17 protein-coding genes are annotated in these 22,113 nt (G+C 47.3%); 16 read left to right on the plus strand and 1 reads right to left on the minus strand.

What is annotated here, in order from left to right:
* Positions 1–27: 27 nt before the first annotated feature.
* Genes cobT through NST83_RS06755 form a run of 4 tightly spaced genes read left to right on the plus strand, consistent with a single transcriptional unit; the run spans position 28 to position 4,384 of the window.
* Entirely contained in the window at positions 28–1,098 is a 1,071-nt protein-coding gene (gene cobT, locus NST83_RS06740; protein ID WP_342417052.1) for a nicotinate-nucleotide--dimethylbenzimidazole phosphoribosyltransferase, read from the plus strand.
* Positions 1,095–1,859, plus strand: a complete 765-nt coding sequence (locus NST83_RS06745) for a bifunctional adenosylcobinamide kinase/adenosylcobinamide-phosphate guanylyltransferase (RefSeq protein WP_342417053.1) — start codon at positions 1,095–1,097, stop codon at positions 1,857–1,859. Before cobT ends, NST83_RS06745 begins: the two co-directional genes overlap by 4 nt.
* Complete coding sequence (gene cobS, locus NST83_RS06750; RefSeq protein ID WP_342417054.1) at positions 1,856–2,728, plus strand: adenosylcobinamide-GDP ribazoletransferase; 873 nt, start codon at positions 1,856–1,858, stop codon at positions 2,726–2,728. Before NST83_RS06745 ends, cobS begins: the two co-directional genes overlap by 4 nt.
* A gap of 39 nt (positions 2,729–2,767) precedes the next feature.
* Complete coding sequence (locus NST83_RS06755; RefSeq protein WP_342417055.1) at positions 2,768–4,384, plus strand: cobyric acid synthase; 1,617 nt, start codon at positions 2,768–2,770, stop codon at positions 4,382–4,384.
* A 102-nt stretch (positions 4,385–4,486) separates the two neighbouring features.
* Here the strand turns inward: NST83_RS06755 and NST83_RS06760 are convergent, their stop codons facing one another.
* Positions 4,487–6,187 (minus strand): methyl-accepting chemotaxis protein, encoded by a 1,701-nt coding sequence (locus NST83_RS06760; protein ID WP_342417056.1) that lies wholly within the window; start codon positions 6,185–6,187, stop codon positions 4,487–4,489.
* Between the two features lie 438 nt (positions 6,188–6,625).
* Here NST83_RS06760 and NST83_RS06765 point away from each other — a divergent pair, with 438 nt between their 5' ends.
* The 12 genes from NST83_RS06765 (at position 6,626) to NST83_RS06820 (ending at position 22,008) form a co-directional block, all read left to right on the plus strand.
* Positions 6,626–7,861, plus strand: a complete 1,236-nt coding sequence (locus tag NST83_RS06765; protein ID WP_342417057.1) for a PTS transporter subunit EIIC — start codon at positions 6,626–6,628, stop codon at positions 7,859–7,861.
* Between the two features lie 320 nt (positions 7,862–8,181).
* On the plus strand, positions 8,182–9,015 hold the full coding sequence (locus NST83_RS06770) for a PRD domain-containing protein (protein ID WP_044644666.1): 834 nt from the start codon (positions 8,182–8,184) through the stop codon (positions 9,013–9,015).
* Between the two features lie 165 nt (positions 9,016–9,180).
* Positions 9,181–11,085: a beta-glucoside-specific PTS transporter subunit IIABC gene (locus tag NST83_RS06775; RefSeq protein ID WP_342417058.1), complete on the plus strand. Its 1,905-nt coding sequence runs from the start codon at positions 9,181–9,183 to the stop codon at positions 11,083–11,085.
* Between the two features lie 236 nt (positions 11,086–11,321).
* The gene (locus NST83_RS06780) at positions 11,322–12,719 is read left to right on the plus strand and encodes an L-cystine transporter (protein WP_342417059.1); all 1,398 of its coding nucleotides are present in this window, start codon (positions 11,322–11,324) and stop codon (positions 12,717–12,719) included.
* Between the two features lie 239 nt (positions 12,720–12,958).
* Positions 12,959–13,657, plus strand: coding sequence for a queuosine precursor transporter (locus NST83_RS06785; protein ID WP_342417060.1), 699 nt, complete (start codon positions 12,959–12,961; stop codon positions 13,655–13,657).
* 569 nt (positions 13,658–14,226) lie between these two features.
* Positions 14,227–15,279 (plus strand): hypothetical protein, encoded by a 1,053-nt coding sequence (locus NST83_RS06790; RefSeq protein WP_342417061.1) that lies wholly within the window; start codon positions 14,227–14,229, stop codon positions 15,277–15,279.
* Positions 15,280–15,301: 22 nt separating this feature from the next.
* Entirely contained in the window at positions 15,302–15,736 is a 435-nt protein-coding gene (locus NST83_RS06795) for a DNA polymerase III subunit gamma/tau (RefSeq protein ID WP_137062096.1), read from the plus strand.
* 125 nt (positions 15,737–15,861) lie between these two features.
* Positions 15,862–16,080 carry a hypothetical protein gene (locus NST83_RS06800; RefSeq protein ID WP_342417062.1) on the plus strand — a complete coding sequence of 73 codons (219 nt, stop codon included), beginning with the start codon at positions 15,862–15,864 and terminating at the stop codon, positions 16,078–16,080.
* Positions 16,081–16,145: 65 nt separating this feature from the next.
* Positions 16,146–16,820 carry a hypothetical protein gene (locus NST83_RS06805; RefSeq protein ID WP_342417063.1) on the plus strand — a complete coding sequence of 225 codons (675 nt, stop codon included), beginning with the start codon at positions 16,146–16,148 and terminating at the stop codon, positions 16,818–16,820.
* 56 nt (positions 16,821–16,876) lie between these two features.
* Entirely contained in the window at positions 16,877–17,494 is a 618-nt protein-coding gene (locus tag NST83_RS06810) for an S-layer homology domain-containing protein (protein ID WP_342417064.1), read from the plus strand.
* 1 nt (position 17,495) lies between these two features.
* Positions 17,496–18,545, plus strand: coding sequence for a hypothetical protein (locus NST83_RS06815; RefSeq protein ID WP_342417065.1), 1,050 nt, complete (start codon positions 17,496–17,498; stop codon positions 18,543–18,545).
* Between the two features lie 10 nt (positions 18,546–18,555).
* On the plus strand, positions 18,556–22,008 hold the full coding sequence (locus NST83_RS06820) for a peptidoglycan DD-metalloendopeptidase family protein (RefSeq protein ID WP_342417066.1): 3,453 nt from the start codon (positions 18,556–18,558) through the stop codon (positions 22,006–22,008).
* The last annotated feature ends 105 nt before the right edge of the window (positions 22,009–22,113 follow it).

The following is a 22,113-nucleotide window of genomic DNA, read 5'->3' on the forward strand; positions in this document are numbered from 1 at the left end:
ATATATACGGAGCAGGGAGTGGAAGGCATGAACGAAAAATTACGTCAGCTGATCGCCAGCATTGCACAGCCGGACGGGGCGGCAGCCTTGGCGGCCTCGGAGCATCTGGATCAATTAACGAAGCCACCGGGAAGTCTGGGAAAGCTGGAAAGTCTGGCTATACAACTGGCAAGCATTACAGGGGTGGACAAGCCTGAGTTTGACCATAAAACGGTTATGGTGATGGCTGCGGATCATGGTGTGTGTGAAGAGGGGGTCAGCGCCTTCCCGGCAGAGGTTACACAGCAAATGCTGTATAACATGCTGTCCGGTGGCGCGGCAATTAACGTGTTGGCACGTCATGCAGGCGCAGATGTCAAGGTGGTAGACGTGGGTGTGAACGCAGATGTCGCTCATGCGGATCTGGTGGACCGCAAGTTGCGTATGGGGACCGCGAACATGGCGAAGGGGCCGGCGATGCTGCGTACGGAAGCGGAGCAGGCGGTTTTGGCTGGAGCTGAAGCCGTGGCGGAAGCAGTCAAAGGCGGCACACGACTGTTCGTAACCGGAGAGCTGGGCATTGGAAATACAACGGCCAGTGCTGCGGTCGTGTGTGCTCTTACTGGGCTGGAGCCGGAAATAATCGTCGGTCGGGGCACAGGTGTGGATTCGGCTGGGCTGACCCGTAAAATAGCGGTCGTCTGCCGCGCATTGGACGTGAACCAGCCAGACGGGAACGACGCCCTCGACGTACTGACCAAGGTCGGCGGTCTGGAGATAGCCGCCTTGGCAGGCGTCATCCTCGGCGCAGCCGCTCATCGCTGTCCAGTCGTGCTGGACGGCTTTATCTCGGGCGCTGCTGCGCTGGCTGCGCGTACACTTGCGCCTGCAAGCGCAGCGTATATGCTCGCCTCGCACGCCTCGGACGAGCGCGGGCACGCGGCGGTGCTCCGCGAGCTCAAGCTGGAGCCGATGCTTCATCTGGACATGCGGCTCGGGGAGGGCACAGGCGGTGCACTTAGCCTGCACCTGATTGATGCGGCGTGCCGCATTATGCGCGAAATGGCGACCTTTGCCGATGCAGGCGTATCGGACGGTCAGGGAGCCGCGCAGCGATGAAGGCGCTCGTGACCGGCGGCGCACGCAGCGGTAAAAGCGGCTTTGCCGAGCGATTGTGCATGTCGCGCGCCCCGCGCGCCTGCTACATTGCAACGGCGCAAGCCTATGACGTGGAGATGAAGGAGCGCATCGCCCTTCATCGGCTCCAGCGCGAGTCTGCCGGGTACGACTGGCAGACGCTGGAGGAAGCGCAGGCGCTGCCGGAGCTGCTGTGGCGCCTGGGCAGCGGCGTAGAGCCACGGCTGGCTGCGCAAGGCGACAAGCCTGCCGACGAAGCCTCCGCGTCGGGGGCATCTGCTGCGTTCTCAGTGGCGCAGCCTGACGACGCATCGCCAACAGGCGAAGGCCGCAGCGTTTTGCATTCTGCGGCGAGGTCTGCCGCTGCGGAACAGCAGATCGGCAGTGGCACTGTCGATCTGCACGCCAGCCAAGCACCGCAGCCAGCGTCCGCGCCGATGGTGCTGGTCGACTGCCTGACTTTCTGGCTGTCGAACGTGCTGCTGGCCGCAGGCAAGGACGGCGATGCTGCGTCCAGAGCTGCCATGGATGAACTGGCGATAGCTGTGGAGCAGTATCCGGGGCCGCTTGTCATCGTTACCAATGAGGTCGGTGATGGCATTGTGCCCGAGTATCCGCTTGGACGGCTATATCGGGATTTAAGCGGGATGATGAATCAGCGGATCGCCCGCCTTTGTGATGAGGTATTTCTGGTGACGGCTGGCATTCCCGTAGAATTAAAACAGTTGGAATACAAGCTATGAGCGGCGAACGTCAGGCAATGGCGGCAGCTTTTCAATTTTTGTCCCGTCTTCCAGTTAAGGCAGAGCTGGATTTTTCGCCAGAGCTGCTAAAACGTAGTGCAAGCTATTATCCGTTGGTAGGGATGGTCATTGGCCTCATCGTATGGTGTTTTGCAGCGCTTGCCTCTCTGATATTGCCACCGTTGCCATGTGCAGTTCTTACTCTTGCCGTTTGGGTGTGGCTTACGGGCGGGCTGCATCTGGACGGATGGATGGATGCGGCTGATGCTTTGTTCAGCTACCGTTCCCGTGAACGGATGCTGGAGATTATGAAGGATAGCCGTGTAGGAGCGATGGGCGTCATTGCTTGTGTGTTGTTGCTTATGCTCAAGGCTTCTTTGCTGTATACGGTGCTGGCTGAACGGGATCTGTCCGGCTTATTGCTGCTTCCGCTGGTTTGGAGCCGCTGGTTTATGGTAAGCGCGATGAAACGCTGGCCGAAAGCTCGTAATGATGATGGACTGGCATCGCGTTTTGCCGATATGAGCAGCAGACGTGCCGGCTTGGCTGTGTTCTGGGCTGTACTCATTACGGTGTGTGCCGCAGCAGGGCAATGTATCATTGCCGGATGGTTCACAGGAACAGGCGGCATGGACCTGGGCAATGTATCTTTTACAGCGTATGGGGAGTCCATTTTTTTCCATTCGGGCGAATTAGCCATTTGGACAGGCTTTTTACTGCTGCCGCTGCTGGCCAATGGTGTTGGAAGCTTCACAGCAAACCGTATTAACCGCCGTTTGGGAGGACTGACAGGAGATATTTACGGAGCCTTGAACGAATTGCTGGAGACCGTTTTATTGCTATTTATTGTAATTTTGCACGGACTGTAGGCAGATTTTTAAATGAATTGGTAAAAGGGGAAGAGGCAATTGTCAAATTTCGAACCGTCCCGCACGAATCCCGCAGCGGTGCTTATGCTCCAGGGCACAGCATCGGATGTGGGCAAAAGCGTGGTGACCACTGCACTGTGCCGTATATTTACGCAGGATGGCTATCATCCCGCACCGTTCAAGTCACAAAATATGGCGCTAAATTCTTATGTCACCGAGGACGGCAAAGAAATTGGACGCGCTCAGGGTGTGCAGGCAGAAGCCTGCGGTATTGAAGCGACGACCGACATGAATCCGATTCTGATCAAGCCGGTCAAGGATATGCATTCACAAATTGTTGTTCACGGTGTGCCTTATGCATATATGAGTGCTTCCGATTATCGAAAGGAATTTTTGCCGCAAGCCAAACAGACGGTCATGGACGCGCTGAATCGGCTGCGTGATACCTATGATATTGTGCTTATGGAAGGGGCAGGCAGTCCGGCAGAAATTAATTTAAAGGACCGCGATATTGTAAATATGAATCTTGCAGGTTGGGCGGACGCTCCAGTGCTGCTTATTTCGGATATCGACCGGGGCGGTGTTTTCGCCTCCCTAGTAGGAACGATTGAGCTGCTGGAGCCGCATGAGGTGCAGCGTATCCGTGGATTTGTCATTAACAAGTTCAGAGGGGATCTGTCCCTGCTTCAGCCGGGATTGGACTGGCTGGAGGAACGAACCGGTATTCCTGTACTCGGCGTGCTGCCCTATCTACCGGATATCCGCATTGAGGCAGAGGATTCTGTGGTGCTGGACAAGAAGCCCAAGCTGTCTGCAAAGGATAAAGCGCTGGACATCGCGGTCATTCGTTATCCGCGTATTTCCAATTTTACAGACACGGATGCTTTGGCCGCAGAGCCGGATGTGAGTGTACGTTATGTCACGGAGGCCGGAGAACTGGGGGTACCTGACGCTATTATTTTACCGGGGACGAAGGACACGATTGGCGATCTGCTTGAATTGCGGACAAGAGGTGTGGAGCAGGACATTCGGGAGGCTATGAACGCGGGACGCACGCAGTTGGTTGGCATTTGTGGAGGCTATCAGATGCTCGGCACAGCCTTGTTTGATCCCGAAGCGGTCGAATCTGGGTTGCCGCAGCAGGCAGAAGGGTTGGGCTGGCTGGCTCTATCCACGACCTTTTTAAAGGAAAAGCAAACGGTACGCGTACAGGGAACCTTGTCTGATCACTGCCCATTGTTGCTAAATGCACCCGATTCGGATTCTGCTCCCACGACGATGATTGAAGGCTATGAAATACATATGGGCGTCACGGAGTGTGTTACGGAACTACACGCGCCTTCAGATGGCACCGAGGGAATGAACCCAATGCACACCTTATTCCATATCCGTCGCGGCGAGGGAACCACCTTTGAGGAGGGTTGGGGAACAGCGGATGGTAAAGTATGGGGTACCTATTTGCATGGTGTGTTTGATAATGATCGTTTTCGCCGTTCCTGGCTGGATGGATTGAGACAAGCCAAGGGCTTGGCAGGGCTGGATAGCACCTTTACCGTACGTGAAGCCAAGGAACGTGAGTTTGACCGTGTTGCAGAGGTGGTGCGGGCTCATTTGGACATGGACCGAATCTACCGCATTATGGGGATGGACTTTTAACCTTTATAGATGATCGTATAACATCACGCTTTAAAAAAAATAAAGAGGTATCTCCACAGCCGTGTTCGTGGCCGCGAGATACCTCTTTCATTGGAGTTCAGCTTACTTGATTTTGAATTTTTGTACGGCTGTTTGCAGTTCGGTCGCTTGCTTGCTTAATTGGCGTACGACCTCGCTGTAGCCTTCCATTTCATTCAGTTGCTCATCGGAATTTAAACCGATTTCCTGAATCATAAGCTTGGCATTGGCAGCGATGAGAGCTGTCTCTTCCACGGAAGCCGATACTTCCTCCGAGCTGGCGGATACCTGCTCTGTTGCTGCGGATACCGTCTGAATCGTCGCGTTGATCGTCTGCATGAGCTGACTTAGCTGATTAAAGGCTGTACTCGCTTGCTGCACCATTTCCGTTCCCGAATGAATTTCACGGCTGACCCGGGTCACAGAGTCAACGGACTGTTGCGATACTTCCTGAATGGTTACCAGGTAATCGGAAATTTGCTGTGTCGCTTCTTTCGACTGCTCGGCGAGCTTCCGAACTTCTCCGGCTACAACGGCGAAGCCGCGTCCATGCTCACCCGCACGGGCAGCCTCAATGGAGGCATTCAGGGACAACATTTGGATCTGCTTCGTAATATCAAAAATAGCTGAAACAATGCTACCAATGGCTTCGGAGCGCTCATTCATACTATGGATGTATCGAAGCGACTCATCGGCAGCCAGTCCTACCTGCGACATTTGGGCAACAGCATTTTGAGCGAGCGTATTACCGTTCACTGTTTCTTCAGTCGCTTCACTGATCTGATCGGATACATCATTGGCAGAGGAGGCGATATGCTGAACACCTTGAGCGATTTCCTCCATAGCCTGTGCATTTTCCGCAGAAGCGGAAGCTATGCTGGTACTGCCCTTTGCCACTTCCTCTGCAGCAACGGTGGAGTCCTGTACTTTTACACCCATGGCTTCAGTTCGGCGAAGCAGCTCGTCCGAGCCTTTTACAACTGCATTGGATGTGGAAAGCACATGACCGATCATTTCTTTCAGATTATGGGACATGGATTGGAAGCTACGGGCAAGCTGCGCAATTTCGTTGTTACCGATAACCTTCGGTTCCTGTGACAGGTCACCTTGAGCAATTTTTTCACTATGACGAACCAGTTCAGCAATTGGCTCTACAACCTTGCGTATGATAAGCGTAGAAATAATTCCTCCCAGCAGGAGTGTTGCAATTGTAATACCTATGCAAATCCATAAAATTTGTTGGGATTTATCCTGCACAAACCCCACATCCTCGTTCACACCCAAGACCAGATTACTACCCGCTATGGCAAAGAAGGCGGTTTTGTGTATTCCGTATGAATCGCTGTAAATATCGCTAACATTCATCTCGCCTTGTTTTGCTTTTTTGATATCCTCCACAGGAACAAGTACATCCTTAACCTTATATACCGATTTTTCATTTCGTGCGACAACTTCGGCCTTATCGTCTTTCACCACTGCGATATATGCCGATTCAAGCTTAAGTGTGTTGACCTTATCCTGAAGATAAGATTCCATCTGCATACCAGACCCGGAATCCGAACCATTTCCTTGCTGTGCCTGAACTGCCAAAGAAATATTAAGATCCTGATACACACTCTTGGCCCCGGTTTCCAGCATTTGATCCACCTGAGGCATGACGCTGTTATTAATGATACTCATGGAAACTGCATAAAAACTGACACTGAACAGAATGGACGCAAAGAGCAGAATCAATAAAATCATAATCCGTAATTTTGCGCCAATGGAACGATTAAAACGCTGCATGAAAAATCTCCTCTCACATGATAACACGTTATGATCTACTTATTTTCCTTTTCTGCTTGAAGAAAAAACTGAAAACGTTCGGATTCTATGTATATTTCAGTTGTATTCAAGGGGCAAGAACAAGAAAGGGAAGCAATTCATGAATTACTAAAAAGTAGGTTAGACCTATTTTACATAATTAACAGGCGGTTGAATAGTCATATTTGCCCAAAAACAAACAAAAAAATGTAACTATGGTCGTAGGCTATTAGATGTAAGCTTGATGTAAAATCATCAGAGCATGACAATGAATATCTCATTCCTTCTTTTAAGACTATTGTAAAAAAGAAGGAATGAAAGTAGTATAAGGAATGTCGCTTTCCATGTACTTCCTGTAAGCAGTTATATATAAGTACGAATGTGGCCTTCAATATACATAAAAAAGGGGAAAAGGCTTTTATGAATCAGGATTTACTTTCCAAAGAAACGAGTTTGCAGGTAGGAGGAGAAGACCAACAGGAGCTTTCTTCCAGCACCAGAAGAGCTGGAACAGCAAGGAATCCAATAAGTCGCCTGTTTGATTTTATTTCCGGTGTGTTTACTCCCATCCTGCCGGCACTGATCGGGGCGGGAATCATTCAGGTGATTGCTTCTGTCTTGTTGTATCTGGATCTTCATTCTAATTTTAAAATTTTTACAATTGTAATGTACATTGGCGGATTAGTATTTTATCTTTTACCCATTTTGGTAGCTGTAAGTGCAGCCAAAAAGCTTGGCAGCAATATATTCATTGCAGCGGTCATCGGAGGCTGCTCATTTTTTCCCGGCCTTACAGAAATGCTGAAGTCCGCTAAAGAGATCAGCTCGACCAGTTTACCAGTGGCGGAGCCGAGGTATATTTCTTCCTTTATACTAATCCTGATTGCTGTTTGGCTTGCAGCGAAGATTGAGCAAGGGTTAGGCAAATTTAGTCGCTATGCCATAAAGCTGATTATTGTCCCCACGTTGACGCTCATGATTATCATGCCGTTATTGCTGTTTGTTTTCGGTCCTCTATGGACTAAACTTGCTCATACGTTGTCAGAAGAGTTTTCTTCAATGTTTTTTTTCAATGGGGAAGTTGTTGCAGGTTTGCTGTTTGGAGGCACGTTACCTCTGCTTCAATTTACGGGCATGCAATATATGATGATAAACGATATGTTGGAATCCATTGCTGCGATGGGATATGATTATATTGCTCCTGTCATAGTGGCGGCAGTTATGGCTCAAGCGGGGGCGGCGTTCGGCGTATGTATTAAATCCAAAAATGCCAAAGTCAAGGTGCTGGCCGCCTCTACAGGCTTTCTGGCTTTGCTGGGAATCCTTGAACCGGCCATGTATGGTGTGAATGTACGTTTCAAAAAGCCGTTTTTTGCCGCATTGATCGGCGGGGCTATTGGTGGTGCGTTTATGTGTTTTTTTGAAACAGCGCTCACAGCTTTGTCAGGCTTATTCGGACTAATGACTTTACCGTTGTATACTGATTCCACTCTTGTGTACGCCGTTTTGGGAATAGTAATTTCGTTTGTGACGGCTGGTGTAATTACGTATTTTATGGGCTTTGCGGATGAACAAGAGGAACACTCCAAAGGAGCAACTGCATCTGGCATTAGCACAGCTTCGGACTTGGTTGTGGAAAAGAGTGCAAACAGCTAGGAGACTTCAATTAAACCGTCGCAGGATGTGTCATTCCACACATTGGGCAAACATGTTTTCTAACTTCAAAAGCGGATACGCGGCAGCACTGTCGTGCGAATAACATCAGTGATTTGGTACTCCCCTCGCCTAAGGGCCTTATGAAAGTGTTTACAAAAAACTTGTCAGCTCAGTTCTTATATGATATTATGATGGCAGTTATTCAAAACTGCACATTCGTGGGTTGTTACTGAACATATCAGGCAAAACCATAAGCAGGCACTAAGTGTCAGTTTTGGTATTGCCTTTTTTTACTACTCCAAGCGGCCTAAGGTGATGGAATGAAGATAGCAAAGGTGCTGAATAACAATGTCGTAACGGTCATTGATGAGCAGCAGAAAGAATTAGTCATTATGGGAAGAGGCATTGCTTTTAAAAAAAGCGCAGGCGATGAGATTGATGAAGGGCATATCGAGAAAATCTTTAAGCTTGAAAGCACCGAGGTTTCCCGCAAACTGATGACCCTGATGTCTGATATCCCTATTGAATATGTTGAAATTTCTGATGAGATTATTCAATATGCCAAAACGATACTCGGTGTGGAATTGCATGACAGCATCTATATTTCGCTGACGGATCATATCCATTTTGCCATAGAGCGTTATCGTTTGGGGATGGATATAAAAAACGCCCTTTTCTGGGAAATCAAACGAATGTACCGCAAGGAGTTTTCGATTGGGACCAAGGCACTGCACATGATTCAGGACAAGCTGGGAGTTACGCTTCCGGATGATGAAGGAGCCTTCATTGCTCTGCATCTGGTGAATGCTCAGCTCAACAGCGAAATGCGCGAAACGATAGCCCTGACTAATATCGTCAAGGATATCATGAACATTGTAAGCCGCTTTTTTGTAATGGAGCTGGATGAAGAGTCGTTAAGCTACTACCGCTTTATTACACATCTCAAATTTTTTGCTCAACGGGTAATGAATGGGACTCCTGTACAAAATGCAGATAATTCCCTTCATGATATGGTTAAGGTGCAGTACAAGAATGCCTACGCCTGTGCTGAAAAAATAAGAGATTATACCACTAAAATCTATGGTCGGAGCTTGTCCCAGGATGAGATGCTATATCTCACCATTCATATCGAGCGTATCATTAAAAATCAATGATTTCATGGATGATCAGGGATTTAGGATTGCTACTTCCAAACCAGAAGGCAAAACCTGAATGCTGAAAGAAGATTGGCTTTTTATAAAGCTGTCTGCTTTCTGTATTCAGGTTTTTTTACTGCCAATTTACGCATTTTATACCTTAAAAGAAAAGAGGAAACCCTCATGGATCGAAATCAATTATCCAAAGAGATACTTACACTGGTCGGTGGTGAAGAGAATGTTGAGCAGGTAGTTCACTGCATGACTCGTCTGCGCTTCAATCTTCATGATGATAAGAAGGCTCAGAAGGAGCAGCTGCAAAAAACGGATGGCGTTATGGGAGTGATGGAGAGTGGTGGTCAGTTTCAGGTTATTATCGGTAATGATGTAGCTAACGTGTACAAATCGTTGGTGAGCAACATGTCCAAGGTACCACAAAGTGAAACAGGCGCAAGCAATGCATCCAAGAAAAAACAAAACCCGATTAGCAGTCTGTTTGACTTTATAGCTGGTATGTTTACACCTATTTTGCCGGCGATCACCGGTGCAGGTATGATCAAAGGGATCATTGCTCTATTAGTGGCAATGAACTGGATGTCCGATAAGAGCCAAACCTATACGATTTTAGCGGCCATAGGTGACGGAGCATTCTACTTCCTGCCGATTATTCTGGCTGTGAGTGCTGCTAGAAAACTGGGAAGTAACATGTTTATCGCGGCTGCGATAGGTGCCTCTATTTTGCATCCGACGATTACGGCATTGCTGGCATCCAATGTGAAGGTCAGCTTTATCGGTCTTCCGGTGACGGCGGCCACTTATTCTTCGACTGTTATTCCAATCGTTATTGCGATCTGGGTGGCGTCCTATGTTGAAAAATTTATTGATAAGTATACGCATGCATCACTGAAGCTGCTTGTTGTTCCGACACTGACTCTGTTGATTATTGTACCTTTGACGTTGATTGCTGTAGGGCCGTTGGGCTCGATTATTGGTAATGGCTTGTCTGGCGGTATCTCTTGGTTGTTTGAAAATACAGGTGCCCTTGCAGGTTTGCTGCTTGGCGGTACTTTCTCCCTGATCATCATGACAGGTATGCACTACGCGTTGGTTCCGATCATGATCGGTTCTATTGCAACGTTGGGCTTTGACTATATGATTCCGATTATGGGAGCAGCCAATCTGGCTCAGGCTGGTGCTGCACTGGGTGTATTCTTAAAATCCAAAAATGACAAAGTCAAAACAGTGGCTTTCTCCACGAGCTTGACAGCTATTATGGGTGTAACCGAGCCTGCAATGTATGGTGTAAACATGCGTTTTAAAAAACCATTTACGGCAGCGCTGATCGGGGGAGCCATCGGCGGGGGCTTCATGAGCTTGTTTGGCACAAAAGCGTATGTCATGGGTGGACTGGTTGGTTTGCCTGGTCTGGCGATGTTTATTGGACCGACTTTCTTGTACGCAATCCTTGGTCTCGTGATTGCTTTTGTGGCTGCTACAGTGATTACCTATTTCATGGGCTTTGAAGATGTGAAGGAAGAAGGAGTACCACAAGCATCTGCAGTAGCTGGCGGAGATACCTCTTCTGGGGAAGTAGGTCAATCTGCTGTGGCCTCACTGCCAAAAGGTGAGAAAATCCCGGTATACAGCCCGATTATGGGTGAGGTTAAGCCGCTCAGTGAAGTCAATGACCCTGCTTTTTCTCAGGAAATCATGGGTAGAGGATGGGCTATTGAACCATCTGAAGGTCGAGTTGTTTCTCCAGTTGTAGGTACAGTATTCTCCATTTCCAAAAGTGGACATGCCGTAGGTTTGGTGAGTGATGCCGGGCTTGAAATGCTCATACACGTTGGGATGGATACGGTTAAGCTGAAAGGCCTCTATTTTACCCCTCATGTGAAAGCAGGGGATCGAGTAAAGGTAGGCGACCTCTTGCTGGAGTTTGATCTGGCGGAAATTCGCAAGGCTGGTTACGAAACGATTACACCTGTTATTGTTACAAACGTAGCTCAGTTTAGTGAGCTGGAGCCTGCTGGAAATGAGCATAAAGTGGTTAAGGAACAGGAGCTTTTTTATACAGTAATCGTCTAACGACAACAAAAGATTTTACGTATAATCTAACATCAATCGTTGGATTCTAACCAAAGGCAAGTCTTCGAAACAGGAAGACTTGCCTTTTTGCGTTTTCAATGTAATCCCCCAAAGCTAAGCGGGCTTCAACCCATTTATTAAAACAAAACCTACAAAAATAGTTGGTATTGTGATATAGTAATGAACGGATTACAGGGTCATTTTATAAAATATCATCTATTTGGAGGAGATAATATATGGATACCTTGTTTATTATTTTAAATGTGCTTGTGCTGCTTGCACTGCTCGGCGTGTTGGTCTGGATGCAGAAAAAGCACATTTCCTTTACAAAAAGGGTATTTGCCGGACTGGGCTTCGGGCTGATTTACGGGGCTATTCTTCAATACGCCTATGGTGCGGGCTCAGAGGTCATTACGAAATCAGTCGATTGGTTCAACCTCGCAGGCAATGGTTATGTTCGTTTGCTGCAAATGGTAGTTATCCCGCTCATCATGGTGTCGATTATTTCAGCCATTATGAATTTGAAGGGAAGGCAGAACCTTGGCAAAATAAGCGTGTCCATCATTGCTGTACTGCTGATTACAACGGCTATTGCCGCTTCAGTCAGTATTGTGACCAGCTTGTCGTTCGATCTTAAAGCGATTGAGATTCAAAGTGGGGAAAAGGAACAAGCACAGGGCTTGAAGATGGAGGAGCGTCTTGGAACAGTTCAGGATATGACGATTCCACAGCAGGTGCTGGAATTTATTCCATCCAATCCTTTTGAGGATATGACGGGAGCTCGTCGGACTTCGACGCTGGCAGTAGTGATTTTCTCGGCTTTTATCGGAGTGGCCGTGCTTGGACTGGATCGTAAAAAGCCAGAGCAGGCGCAAACCTTCCGTAAAGTAATTGATGCCGTGTACGCTGTAGTGATGCGGATTGTGACGCTGGTGCTGAGATTGACGCCTTACGGTATTTTGGCGCTGATTACTAAAGTTGTAGCCACGACGAATCCGGATGAAATCTTGAAGCTGATCAAGTTTGTGCTGGCTTCTTATGTGGCCCTGTTGGTCATGTTCGTCATTCATCTTATTTTGCTGGCTCTGTTCGGCTATAACCCGGTAACGTATGTGAAAAAAGTATTGCCTACGCTGGTTTTTGCCTTTACATCCCGTTCCAGTGCGGCTACGATTCCGCTGAATGTTGAAACGCAAACGAAAAAGCTGGGTGTATCGGACGGCATCGCGAATCTGTCTGCCACCTTGGGAGCGACCATTGGACAAAACGGCTGTGCAGGTATATATCCAGCCATGCTGGCGGTCATGATTGCGCCAACCGTGGGCATAAATCCGACGAGCTGGGATTTTATCCTCACGCTCATTCTGGTGGTTACGGTCAGCTCCTTCGGCGTAGCAGGTGTAGGTGGTGGTGCCACCTTCGCTTCTCTGATCGTGCTGTCGACCATGAACTTGCCCGTAGCCTTGGCAGGCTTGCTTATTTCGGTTGAGCCACTGATTGATATGGGACGCACAGCACTGAATGTCAATGATTCCATTACAGCAGGACTCATTTCAGGCAAGGTGCTCAAGGAGAATGATCAGGACGTGTTCAACGACCACGGCATGGATTTGGATGCGGCGGCACGCTCCTGATTGGGATGATAGAAACTCTCCACGTAGTCTAGGGGCAGGTTTTAGAGGGAGAAGTATCTGCGTGCATATTAATGCTCAGAGTCGGCCATTAGGCCGGCTCTTTGTTTGGTTTCATCGTAATGTAATTATAGCTGTTCACAAATCCTGATCTGTGATACATTAAAATAATGTTTTTCCGGCTTACTCCGGATGAACCGCGGTTCGCAACCATCCCGCGCTATCAAAACTAGGAGGCTTTCATGTTTAATTTGCTATGGGGGGCAGTCTTTGTCCTCGTCAATTTTATGTTCTTTTTGTTATGTTATCGTTTGTTCGGTAAAAAAGGGCTGTACGCCTGGATTGGTGTGGCTACCGTACTTGCCAACATTCAGGTCACCAAAACCATTGATTTGCTCGGCATTACGACGACATTGGGAAATACAATGTATGTCTCTATGTATATGGCCAGCGATTTACTGAATGAGAAATACGGGCCTAAAGAGGCGCGTAAAGCGGTGTGGTTCGGATTTTTTACCTTAATCATGACGACGCTAACGATGCAGATGGCGCTGGTGTTTCAGCCTAATGCAACCGATTTTGCCCAGGCGCCCATGCAGCAATTATTCGGACTATTACCAAGACTTGCACTTGCCAGCCTGACGGCCTATGCGATTAGCCAATTGCTGGACGTTCGTCTATACTCATGGATTCGCAAGTTTTTCCCGGAACGTCACCAACTCTGGATTCGCGGCAATGGCAGTACGATGATTAGCTCGTTTATGGATACGCTCATTTTTTGCAGCATCGCCTTTTACGGCTATGAATGGGGAATATGGCTGGAGCTACTGTTCACCACCTATATTTTAAAATTTGTACTAACTGCGGCGGGTACACCGATATTGTACATCGCACGCAACTTCCACTTTGCAGAAGAGGAGGGGCAGATGCTCAAGCCGTAATTTGGCTTGGGGTTGCTCCTCCTTTTTTTGTATAACTAATGTAATTGTTCAATGAAGCTTGCAGTTGCTTATATTGAAGTATAGAGATCGTCAGATGAAATGTAAGATTGGAGACTATGTAAGGAAAAAAACAAACCTTGTACTATAAAGGAGGCTACAGGAATGATGCAGTTTACCCCATGTATCCGGTGTAAAATTCGTTATGTGACACAAAGGGCTAGAGAAAATTTTATGGCAGAGAAAATGGTAGGAGAACCCTTGCTATGCCTGCATTGTATTAATGAACTCACAGGTAAAATAATAAATCAGTCCAGGAGCCTTGTTTATCCACATGAGGTTGAACAGTCTAATCGGCAGCAGCATATTCCGAGGTCGTCTATTGAGGGGTGTAGACCCTGTATGAAGAAACAAGGACGATGAAGAGATCAAGTACGTCGCTACAGTTAAAACATCCAATGCTTCACTTATATTGATATCGTCAGGAAGGTGGTTTGCTCCAAGGTCAAGATGTCACGGATTCAAATCGCCATAATCGTTGGAATGGAATAATAAACTGGAGGTTTTTAAGAATGGGAATAACGAAAAACAAAAAAATGTTGATTAAAGGTGCGGGCAAGTTTATGGCTAAAATTCCGAATAGTGATGAACTCATCACGATTGGAACACTGAACAACATGCTTTTGGACATCCAACTGGATATGCAGGATATCGAGGGTGGAGATTCCAGTGTGCCCTTGGATGCATTGCTTCGTAAAAAAACGATTGATATTACAGCTCAAGATGCCAAATTTGACTTAAATCTGGTCCGTCTCGTCCTCGGTTCCAAGCTTCGTGAAGGTGTTAGCGGAGCGTCTTACCGACTGACAACGGAAACCGTGACGGTTCCAGGGGAATCCCCATACCAGGTGCTGCTCACAGAAGCCGCAGCGACAAGTCCTGCTATGAAGGCTTACGAGGATGTAATTACAGGCACAGATGTAACCACAGAAGTTACCGTGACAGGTAATAAGGTGGTGTTCGATGCAGCGTTGGCCGGGAAAAAAGTAGTGGTTGTCTATCCTGTCGCTTTGAGTGGAATTCAGCAGGATGATGATGGATTTGTGTGGGAGCTGGAAGAGAAGCACGTTATTCAGGAAGTAAACGGGAAGTGTGAGGCAGAGCTTGTCTTTGGTACCTCGCTGCATACCACGCCTGAAATTTCAGTGCGTACGCTAAATGGAAACAAGCTTCTCAAACGTTCGCTCACCGGAGCCCCTAACGAGGAGCAATACCTTGTTGAAGGGGAAAAGCTGATTTTCAATGCAGCGTTGAAGGATGTAGCCATTTATGTAAACTACAAACGCAATGAAGTGGTGGATGTTCTGGATATTTCGAGCAGGGATTTACCGTTGACGGTTCACCTGGTTCATGATGGCCGTTTTGAGCAAAAGGACGGTTCTGTGCAAGGATACCAAACGGAATTGTATCAATGTCGTGTGAAATCCAATTTCACCATTGATGCTCAGCGCCAGCAGGCGTCTACGCATAGTGTAACCTTGACGGTCATTGACCCGGAACGCTTTGATCACAAGCTCGGCACGATCAAGCGTTATGAGATTGCAACAACATCTGCTAACAACTGATATGTAAGGATGTGTTTTCGGAATGAATGAAAGAGAGTTCACCGTTCCATCTAAAAATGAGCCTTCCAAGTCAGATACGGTGGTAGAAAGTACAAAGAAGGTTTTGACAGAAGAGGAAGCACAGATCAAAGAAAAAGCTTTCTTTGAAGAAGATGAAAAGGTGCGTCTCCGTGATGGTAAAACGTATTATTTGCCTCCGCTTGGGTTAAAGGATGCGCGTAAGCTGATTAAAAAGCTGAACGCTATTGATTCCGGCATTATTATTGCAAATCTGATTCCAGATGACCCGGAAGGTGCGGATCGTTATCATGAGCTGTTGGATGTGCTGATGATGGGCTTTAAACCTTACTATAGCTGGATGACTCCCGAGCACCTGGAAGAGTATGTTGATCTGGAAACGGCCAAGCAAATTATTGATGCCATGATTGGTCTGAATGGAATAAAAAAGTCCATGTAGCCACTGAGGATGAGGAACTGGAGTATGACCGGCAAGCTCCCATTGATTGGGCGAATCTTTTTTTTAAGCTGGCCCATTATTGTCACCTGGACAAGCATCAGGTTTGGGATCTTACGCTCCCTCAGTTGGGCTACTATCTGGAGCAGTGTCATGACCATATCGAATTTACCATTAAAGTATCCTCCATGTCTGCCGGTGGGCTATGGAGTGGGACAGATCAAATGGATCGTTCGGATACCCGCCATACAGGCCGTGAAGAAGTCAGGGAAGACGGCGCATATATGAGCGGCTATAAAATAGCGGACGAAGAAGATATGGTATTTCTGGCTAATATGCTTGGATGAACAACACTCCTGCTCTGCTCCGTAAGGAGGAGCGGGAGTTTCATTTTATAAAAGGCGGTGAATGTATGGGCAATATAGAGGTTGATGTGCTTGTGGAGCTACAGGCATTTATTCAGACACTAAGGCAATCTTCTAATGTAGAGAAGCAGGGGCTGGTTTTACGCTTCGGGTGTTTGGAGGAACACAAGCACACATTAAGCACCATATTAAATTGTAGGACAAGGTCCGAAGTAAACCAGCAAAAACCAGATCAGCTATCCGCAGATGAGAGTCAAAGTCTGCAACATGATATGAATGGTAAAACGAAGCCGCCGACCTTCCCCATGAATGAATATATGAGAAAGGTGCAGAGGGATCAAAGCAGGAAGATGCTAAACGCTGAAATAGCAGATATACGAACAGGCTCTATGGAGTATATCTGTATGCGCAAGCACCAAACTCAGGACTTGCAAGGTGTACTCCGTCATCAGCGTACATTTCATATGCCAGAAGGCGTAACGGAGCTAACCAGAAATGAATATCTGACACGTGCAAACATGCATCCATCGTACACGATCAACTCCGGTGACGTCATCGTCCATATGACATTGCCTAAGGTCACGAATGACGTAAGTCCGACCCAACTGGAAGCGATCGGTAACGGACTGGGAAGAGGTCTTAAAAACGGTAGAGCCGGAAGCTTACGGGATCAGCTTCTTATGAATCCGACCACTGCTTATCGTAGCAGTACGTCATATTAATCCTTACTCTGTCGCACCGGAGCAAACATCATTTTTAATGACAGGAGGTATACATTTTGACTCAGCAAAGTTCCCATAAATCAGAAGATGTGATCTACAAAAAGCGACTATTTTACGATAACGGAATTCGTTTTGTCGAGGTTAAGGCCAAACTAATCAGCGAATACAAGCCACCGGCTCCCCATCTGAAATCTCATGTTCATGAGACGTTTTCCTACTCAGCAGGCTTGGTCAACCGTGGAACCTCACATTATACAGCGAGCCTAACGCTGCTATTCTACAGTAAAAAGGAATACGCGGACTGGCTGTCTTTTATAGGCTCAGAGCACAAATACTATGATGAAAAAGGCACGATTTATCTGGGGATTGTGACAGGTAGACCGGATATTCAAACGGCAGAGCTGGAGACTAAATATATCATCCAAGTCCAAATGTCACTTATTCGCAAACAAGGTGATGAATACCGCTGCAAAAGTCAATTCATCGACCTCAAGGGCCATTGGGCATCCAGCTATATTGAGGAAATGGATCAGCGTGGTATGGTTGCCGCCACAGCAGATGAAGGCGAGGTCAGCCCTTATTTTAGACCGGACGAGGGCTGTACCCGGGCAGAGGGAATCACCTTTTTGATGAGGTCCTACAGGTATGTGGACCGGATTCTAAGGGGGTATTGAGATGAAACGTTGGATTGATATAGATCCACTGGATTGGTTTTATAGAGATATGTTAGATATGGCACGTTTGGGTCTCGATGCCCGCAACGAGCACAGCTTTATCGAGGGGATGCCCTACGACACTTTTGAACCAGGACATGAACGCATAATCAAGCGCTTTGTAACGTTCGATGGTCAGCAGGAATTTGCCATTCCCGACTATCAAATGCATATTGAAAACCCGGTTTTTGTTTTCGTCGCTGGAGTTCAGGTACAGCCTGAAAGAGTGGAAAACGAAAAAATAACGATGTCCCATCCTTTATCCAGTGGACTTGAGGTGGTATGTATCGCTTATGGCAGACCCGCTTATCAGGAGGATGGCTGTGTTCATAGGCCTTATGTTGAGACGGATGAAAGTGCGATTTCCCTTCCTTCTGCGACCTTGCCCATGGCGGCTGATGATCAGACCCAAACGAAATATCAGCCGGAGACGGTCACAGTTCTGGGAACCAAGCTCAAGCGGTTGTCTGTGAAAATCCAATCGGAAGAAGAACCAAAGGAAGTGATTAAGAAAGCATTCGGCTTCAGACAGGATGTATTTGCGATCCACCGAGGAATTGTGTATCTCCCCTTCAATTATAACGGATTTCCCGTGACTGTCGGATATAACTATCGAGAAGCCGGAAGTGTGCAATTTAAACAGGAGACCGTCGTTGTCAACACTGACCACCCTCGTTATCATGATCGTTTCTTTCCGAATGTTCATATGAAACGAGCACAGTTTCTTGTGCTTCTGCAACAGATACGGGTGGATATCTATAACAGATATACCGATCGTGGATTGGAGAGCAGTACGTATCCACCGAGAACCCTGCTGGACCGAAGCTCTTTCTCAGGCCAATGGTATGAACAGGACGTTATGGACTTGGTGAGCGAGCAGTTCCTGGATGGAAGCTACGTATTTCCGCTCTATGAAAACAATATGCTGGAGCCGGAAAAATGTATTACACGTGCAGAAGCCGTCGTATTTTTAAACCGATTCATAGAATGGGCCCTAGAAAAATTCAGATAGGTGATGAAAAATGACTTTTGAATCCATGAATAAGCACGGACAGGCTCGGGGTCATCAGCCACGCGTCATTGTAGAGCTGGACAAAATGTCCTATGTCCGTGGCTTGCGGCCAAACCAAGCCGTCGTTCAATATGTAAAAGATACAGCCGTTAAAGAATTTTTGTCCATTGATGGTATGACCCAGCTATCAAGTGAAAAGGAAGCGACAAAGGTTAGCGAGATAGCCCGTCTCGCCAATTTGCCTATGTCCATGCCTATTCTTTCAAGCTCAAAAATGCGTGAACATGTTACCGATTCCAATCACATCCAGGGCATGCTGGTCATAAGTCGCCACTGGTCAATGAATCCCAAGCGTCCTCTCCACAAGGGATTGGACCTGGATTGTAACAAGGGCGACACCATCCATGCCGTATGGGATGGAAGAATTACTGCCGCAGGTGCCGTAAAGGGTTATGGTCACGCGGTATATATCGATCACGGCAATGGCTGGACGTCCCGGTATGCTCATTTGAAACCCAATGCCATGAGGGTCAAGGCTGGAGATTGTGTGAAGGCTGGAGACCCGATTGCTACAGGCTGGAACTCGGGTCACAAGAGTAGCAGTGGGGGTGGGGATGGAGCACATCTTCATTTTGAGGTTCGCAAGGATGGCGAGGATTTGAATCCCGAAGCTTTCCTGCGCGGGGAAAAATCCATACAATTGCCCATTCGATTGCTGGATACGGCTGTTCAGAATAAAAGTATATCTACTCCAACGGTGGAAGCTAGCGTCGTCGAATCCTACACGGAATATAGTATGGAAGCATGGGCTTATTATGTGAATCCCGCAAACTCTGAGGGTATTACCAGAGGCGGAACAGATGTACGGCAGTGGGAGGATTACAAAATTATCGCTGTCGATCCTTCTGTCATCCCTTTGGGAAGTAAGGTTGAACTGCTGGTAGAAGGGAAAAATTGGGGCGAATATGTGGCTGATGATACGGCTGGCTCCACGAAGGGCAAGCGTATTGAGATTTTAATGGAAAATGCGGAGCAATGCCTTCAATTTGGGCGAAAACCTGTCATTGTGAAAATCAAGCAGTGGGGGGACGGAAGAACTCGCAGTGCAAATTCGGAAGTAGATCAATCCGTTCCATCCTACCAGATCAACCGGACGACAGAAAAGGTATCGTATAGCAAGAATTTTACGGCCCATAAAACGAGTCTGGACCATTTGAAATTTGTGGATATCGTGGGTGCCACTCAATTTTTCACCAATGAAACGCCTAATCAGGTCCGTAATGTTTTAGGTTTTCAACGAACAGACGGGGCAGGTCAGGTGAAGAAATTCACGTTTGTGCATGACTGGTTCAAGCCGGGGTGTTTAAGCTGGGCCTATGTTTCGGATATGGATATCCAGGACAGAGTAGAGGTAAAGGTGGACGACCATGTAGTTGCCACCATTGAAGGGGTAAATGCTAAAAACGGATTGGCTTACCCTCCCTCTATTCCGGTGCCTGGTGGACACCACAAAATTGAATTTTCCATGTCGAATCCTTCCAAGGCGTCGAGAGGCAATTTCGGGATCACTTTTCTGAAAGCCAGAGAATTTGACGTGGAATCCCTCTCAGCCAAAACAGTCTGGACGTTCGAAGACCCGATGAGCACAACGAATGATTGGACTCCCGACCAGCAGGTAGTGGTGACAGATATGGGCAATCAGCAGAAAATATCCACTGCACGTGAAGAAGCTGGTATTGAACGGACAGGGAAGATCAGGAAATTTCCATTTACAATGCAATTCCGAATCAAGGCCGATCAGGGAACACAAGGGAAAATCATGGTGTCCAATGGCTCTAAAGCCTTTGTGGTCAAGGTCACAGATCAAGGAATTTCTACGAATGTCGGCTCCTATAGCCATAAGCATGTGAGCGAGTACACCGACTATGTTGTAACCTGCCATAACGAAACAGATATGGATGTATATATTAAAAGTATACTTCCGGGCGGTATCGAACAATGGGAAAATACCCGTGTACGCGGCGTATCCGAAGATGATACGACGAACAGACTTCGATTTTCCGTATCCAGCGGTAGTCTGTATATTGCAGAGGTTAAATATGCTTTTCATGATTACGCTATTGAGCAGTTTGCCACTCATATCGCAGATACGTATAAAGAAAAATGGTATGACGTCGGCGGGTTTCAGTATGAGAATACCGCTTCACTGGAACGGGACGTGATGAACTGGGAGGTTCATTCTCACATGGACATGTCGTCGACTTCAGCCACCGTAACTTTAAATAATGCCAAAGGGATCTACTCCCCATCCTTGGAACGGTACGCTGCATTTTCGGATGGAAGGAAGCAGCCTCCTAACGAATTTACCTATTGGGAGGAGGGTGAGCGACGACATCTGATTAGTGAAGGAACTCCCATCCGTATTTATGCAGGTTATGGCGATGAGCTGGTACGTGTATTTACAGGCATGATCAAGGGTGAAATTGAGGAGGATGCCCAGAGAAGAACGCTTACGTTTCATTGTGTAGACCGTTATGACATGCTGGAGGAATTTATATTTTATAAGGATATGATCTACCCTCCGGAGGAAGCGTATGCTGGGGACGGTGGCGCCTTTGCCTGGATGAAATCCAGTATTGTAAAGGATATTGCAGTTGCAGCCGGGCTGGATTCGTGGCGTGTACACGGTGAAGACTGCCAATACCCCAATTTGGATATAGACGAAACGGTATATGTGGATGTGAAGAAGGACAAGCACGCCTACATGAGATTTGATCCCGAGACAGGGGAACTCCAGACGATTCCCAAGGATCAAAAATGTATGAAGACAACCGAAGGCTGGAAAACTCCTTTCGTAGCAACGGTATCCTTCAAGGCTGGGACAAGGGCATCAGATGCTATGCAATCACTCATACAGGATTTGCCTTATGATGTCAGATGCGATCGTTACGGAACGTTTACACTGAAACGAATGAATTTTCTGGATACCCCGGATTGGGACCAGGTAGCGCGCTCCAAATGGGAATTTACAGAGGATCATTTGCTTGAAATGACGTCTTCTACCGACTACTCGCGTGTTCGCAACCATCTGATGATTTCTGGTTCTGCGGGGTTAACAGAGCATTTTCTGGATAAAAGCCTGATTGTGGCCACCAAAGGGAATATGAGAACCGCTGGATTACAGCTACCATGGATTGAAGAACAGGGTGGAGCATCCATGCGTGATCTCAAGCAGCAGATAGCGAATAAAGTATTTTTTGATATGAAAAGACAAGCCCGCACCAAAAACATTGTCATTCGCGGCAACCCGCTCATAGAGCTTTTGGATGGGTGTTATGTGTATGACAACCATACCTGTAATGCAGGATATTATCTGATCAAGGGCAACCGGCTGGTCGGTGATGAATGCGGTATGGTCAACTATCTGGAGCTAACCTGGTCCGCTCTTCCTGCAACATCCTGATTTGACGCTATGATCTATAAATACAATCCAAGGAAATGGCATTACGCAGCCTGCGTTAATTGTCGTTTCCTTTTTCTTATATTGAAGGGGAAGGTGAGGTGTAAA

Source organism: Paenibacillus sp. FSL R10-2782, assembly GCF_038592985.1.
Taxonomy (GTDB): Bacteria; Bacillota; Bacilli; order Paenibacillales; family Paenibacillaceae; genus Paenibacillus; species Paenibacillus terrae_C.

Excerpts from the sequence above, each read along its gene's own strand:
- NST83_RS06775 (WP_342417058.1), top strand. The coding sequence starts at position 9,181 with ATGGATCGAAATCAATTATCCAAAGAGATACTTACACTGGTCGGTGGT.
- NST83_RS06745 (WP_342417053.1), top strand. The coding sequence starts at position 1,095 with ATGAAGGCGCTCGTGACCGGCGGCGCACGCAGCGGTAAAAGCGGCTTT.
- NST83_RS06795 (WP_137062096.1), top strand. The coding sequence starts at position 15,302 with ATGAATGAAAGAGAGTTCACCGTTCCATCTAAAAATGAGCCTTCCAAG.
- NST83_RS06765 (WP_342417057.1), top strand. The coding sequence starts at position 6,626 with ATGAATCAGGATTTACTTTCCAAAGAAACGAGTTTGCAGGTAGGAGGA.
- NST83_RS06820 (WP_342417066.1), top strand. The coding sequence starts at position 18,556 with ATGACTTTTGAATCCATGAATAAGCACGGACAGGCTCGGGGTCATCAG.
- NST83_RS06815 (WP_342417065.1), top strand. The coding sequence starts at position 17,496 with ATGAAACGTTGGATTGATATAGATCCACTGGATTGGTTTTATAGAGAT.
- NST83_RS06760 (WP_342417056.1), bottom strand. The coding sequence starts at position 6,187 with ATGCAGCGTTTTAATCGTTCCATTGGCGCAAAATTACGGATTATGATT.
- cobS (WP_342417054.1), top strand. The coding sequence starts at position 1,856 with ATGAGCGGCGAACGTCAGGCAATGGCGGCAGCTTTTCAATTTTTGTCC.
- NST83_RS06770 (WP_044644666.1), top strand. The coding sequence starts at position 8,182 with ATGAAGATAGCAAAGGTGCTGAATAACAATGTCGTAACGGTCATTGAT.
- NST83_RS06790 (WP_342417061.1), top strand. The coding sequence starts at position 14,227 with ATGGGAATAACGAAAAACAAAAAAATGTTGATTAAAGGTGCGGGCAAG.
- cobT (WP_342417052.1), top strand. The coding sequence starts at position 28 with ATGAACGAAAAATTACGTCAGCTGATCGCCAGCATTGCACAGCCGGAC.
- NST83_RS06780 (WP_342417059.1), top strand. The coding sequence starts at position 11,322 with ATGGATACCTTGTTTATTATTTTAAATGTGCTTGTGCTGCTTGCACTG.
- NST83_RS06785 (WP_342417060.1), top strand. The coding sequence starts at position 12,959 with ATGTTTAATTTGCTATGGGGGGCAGTCTTTGTCCTCGTCAATTTTATG.
- NST83_RS06805 (WP_342417063.1), top strand. The coding sequence starts at position 16,146 with ATGGGCAATATAGAGGTTGATGTGCTTGTGGAGCTACAGGCATTTATT.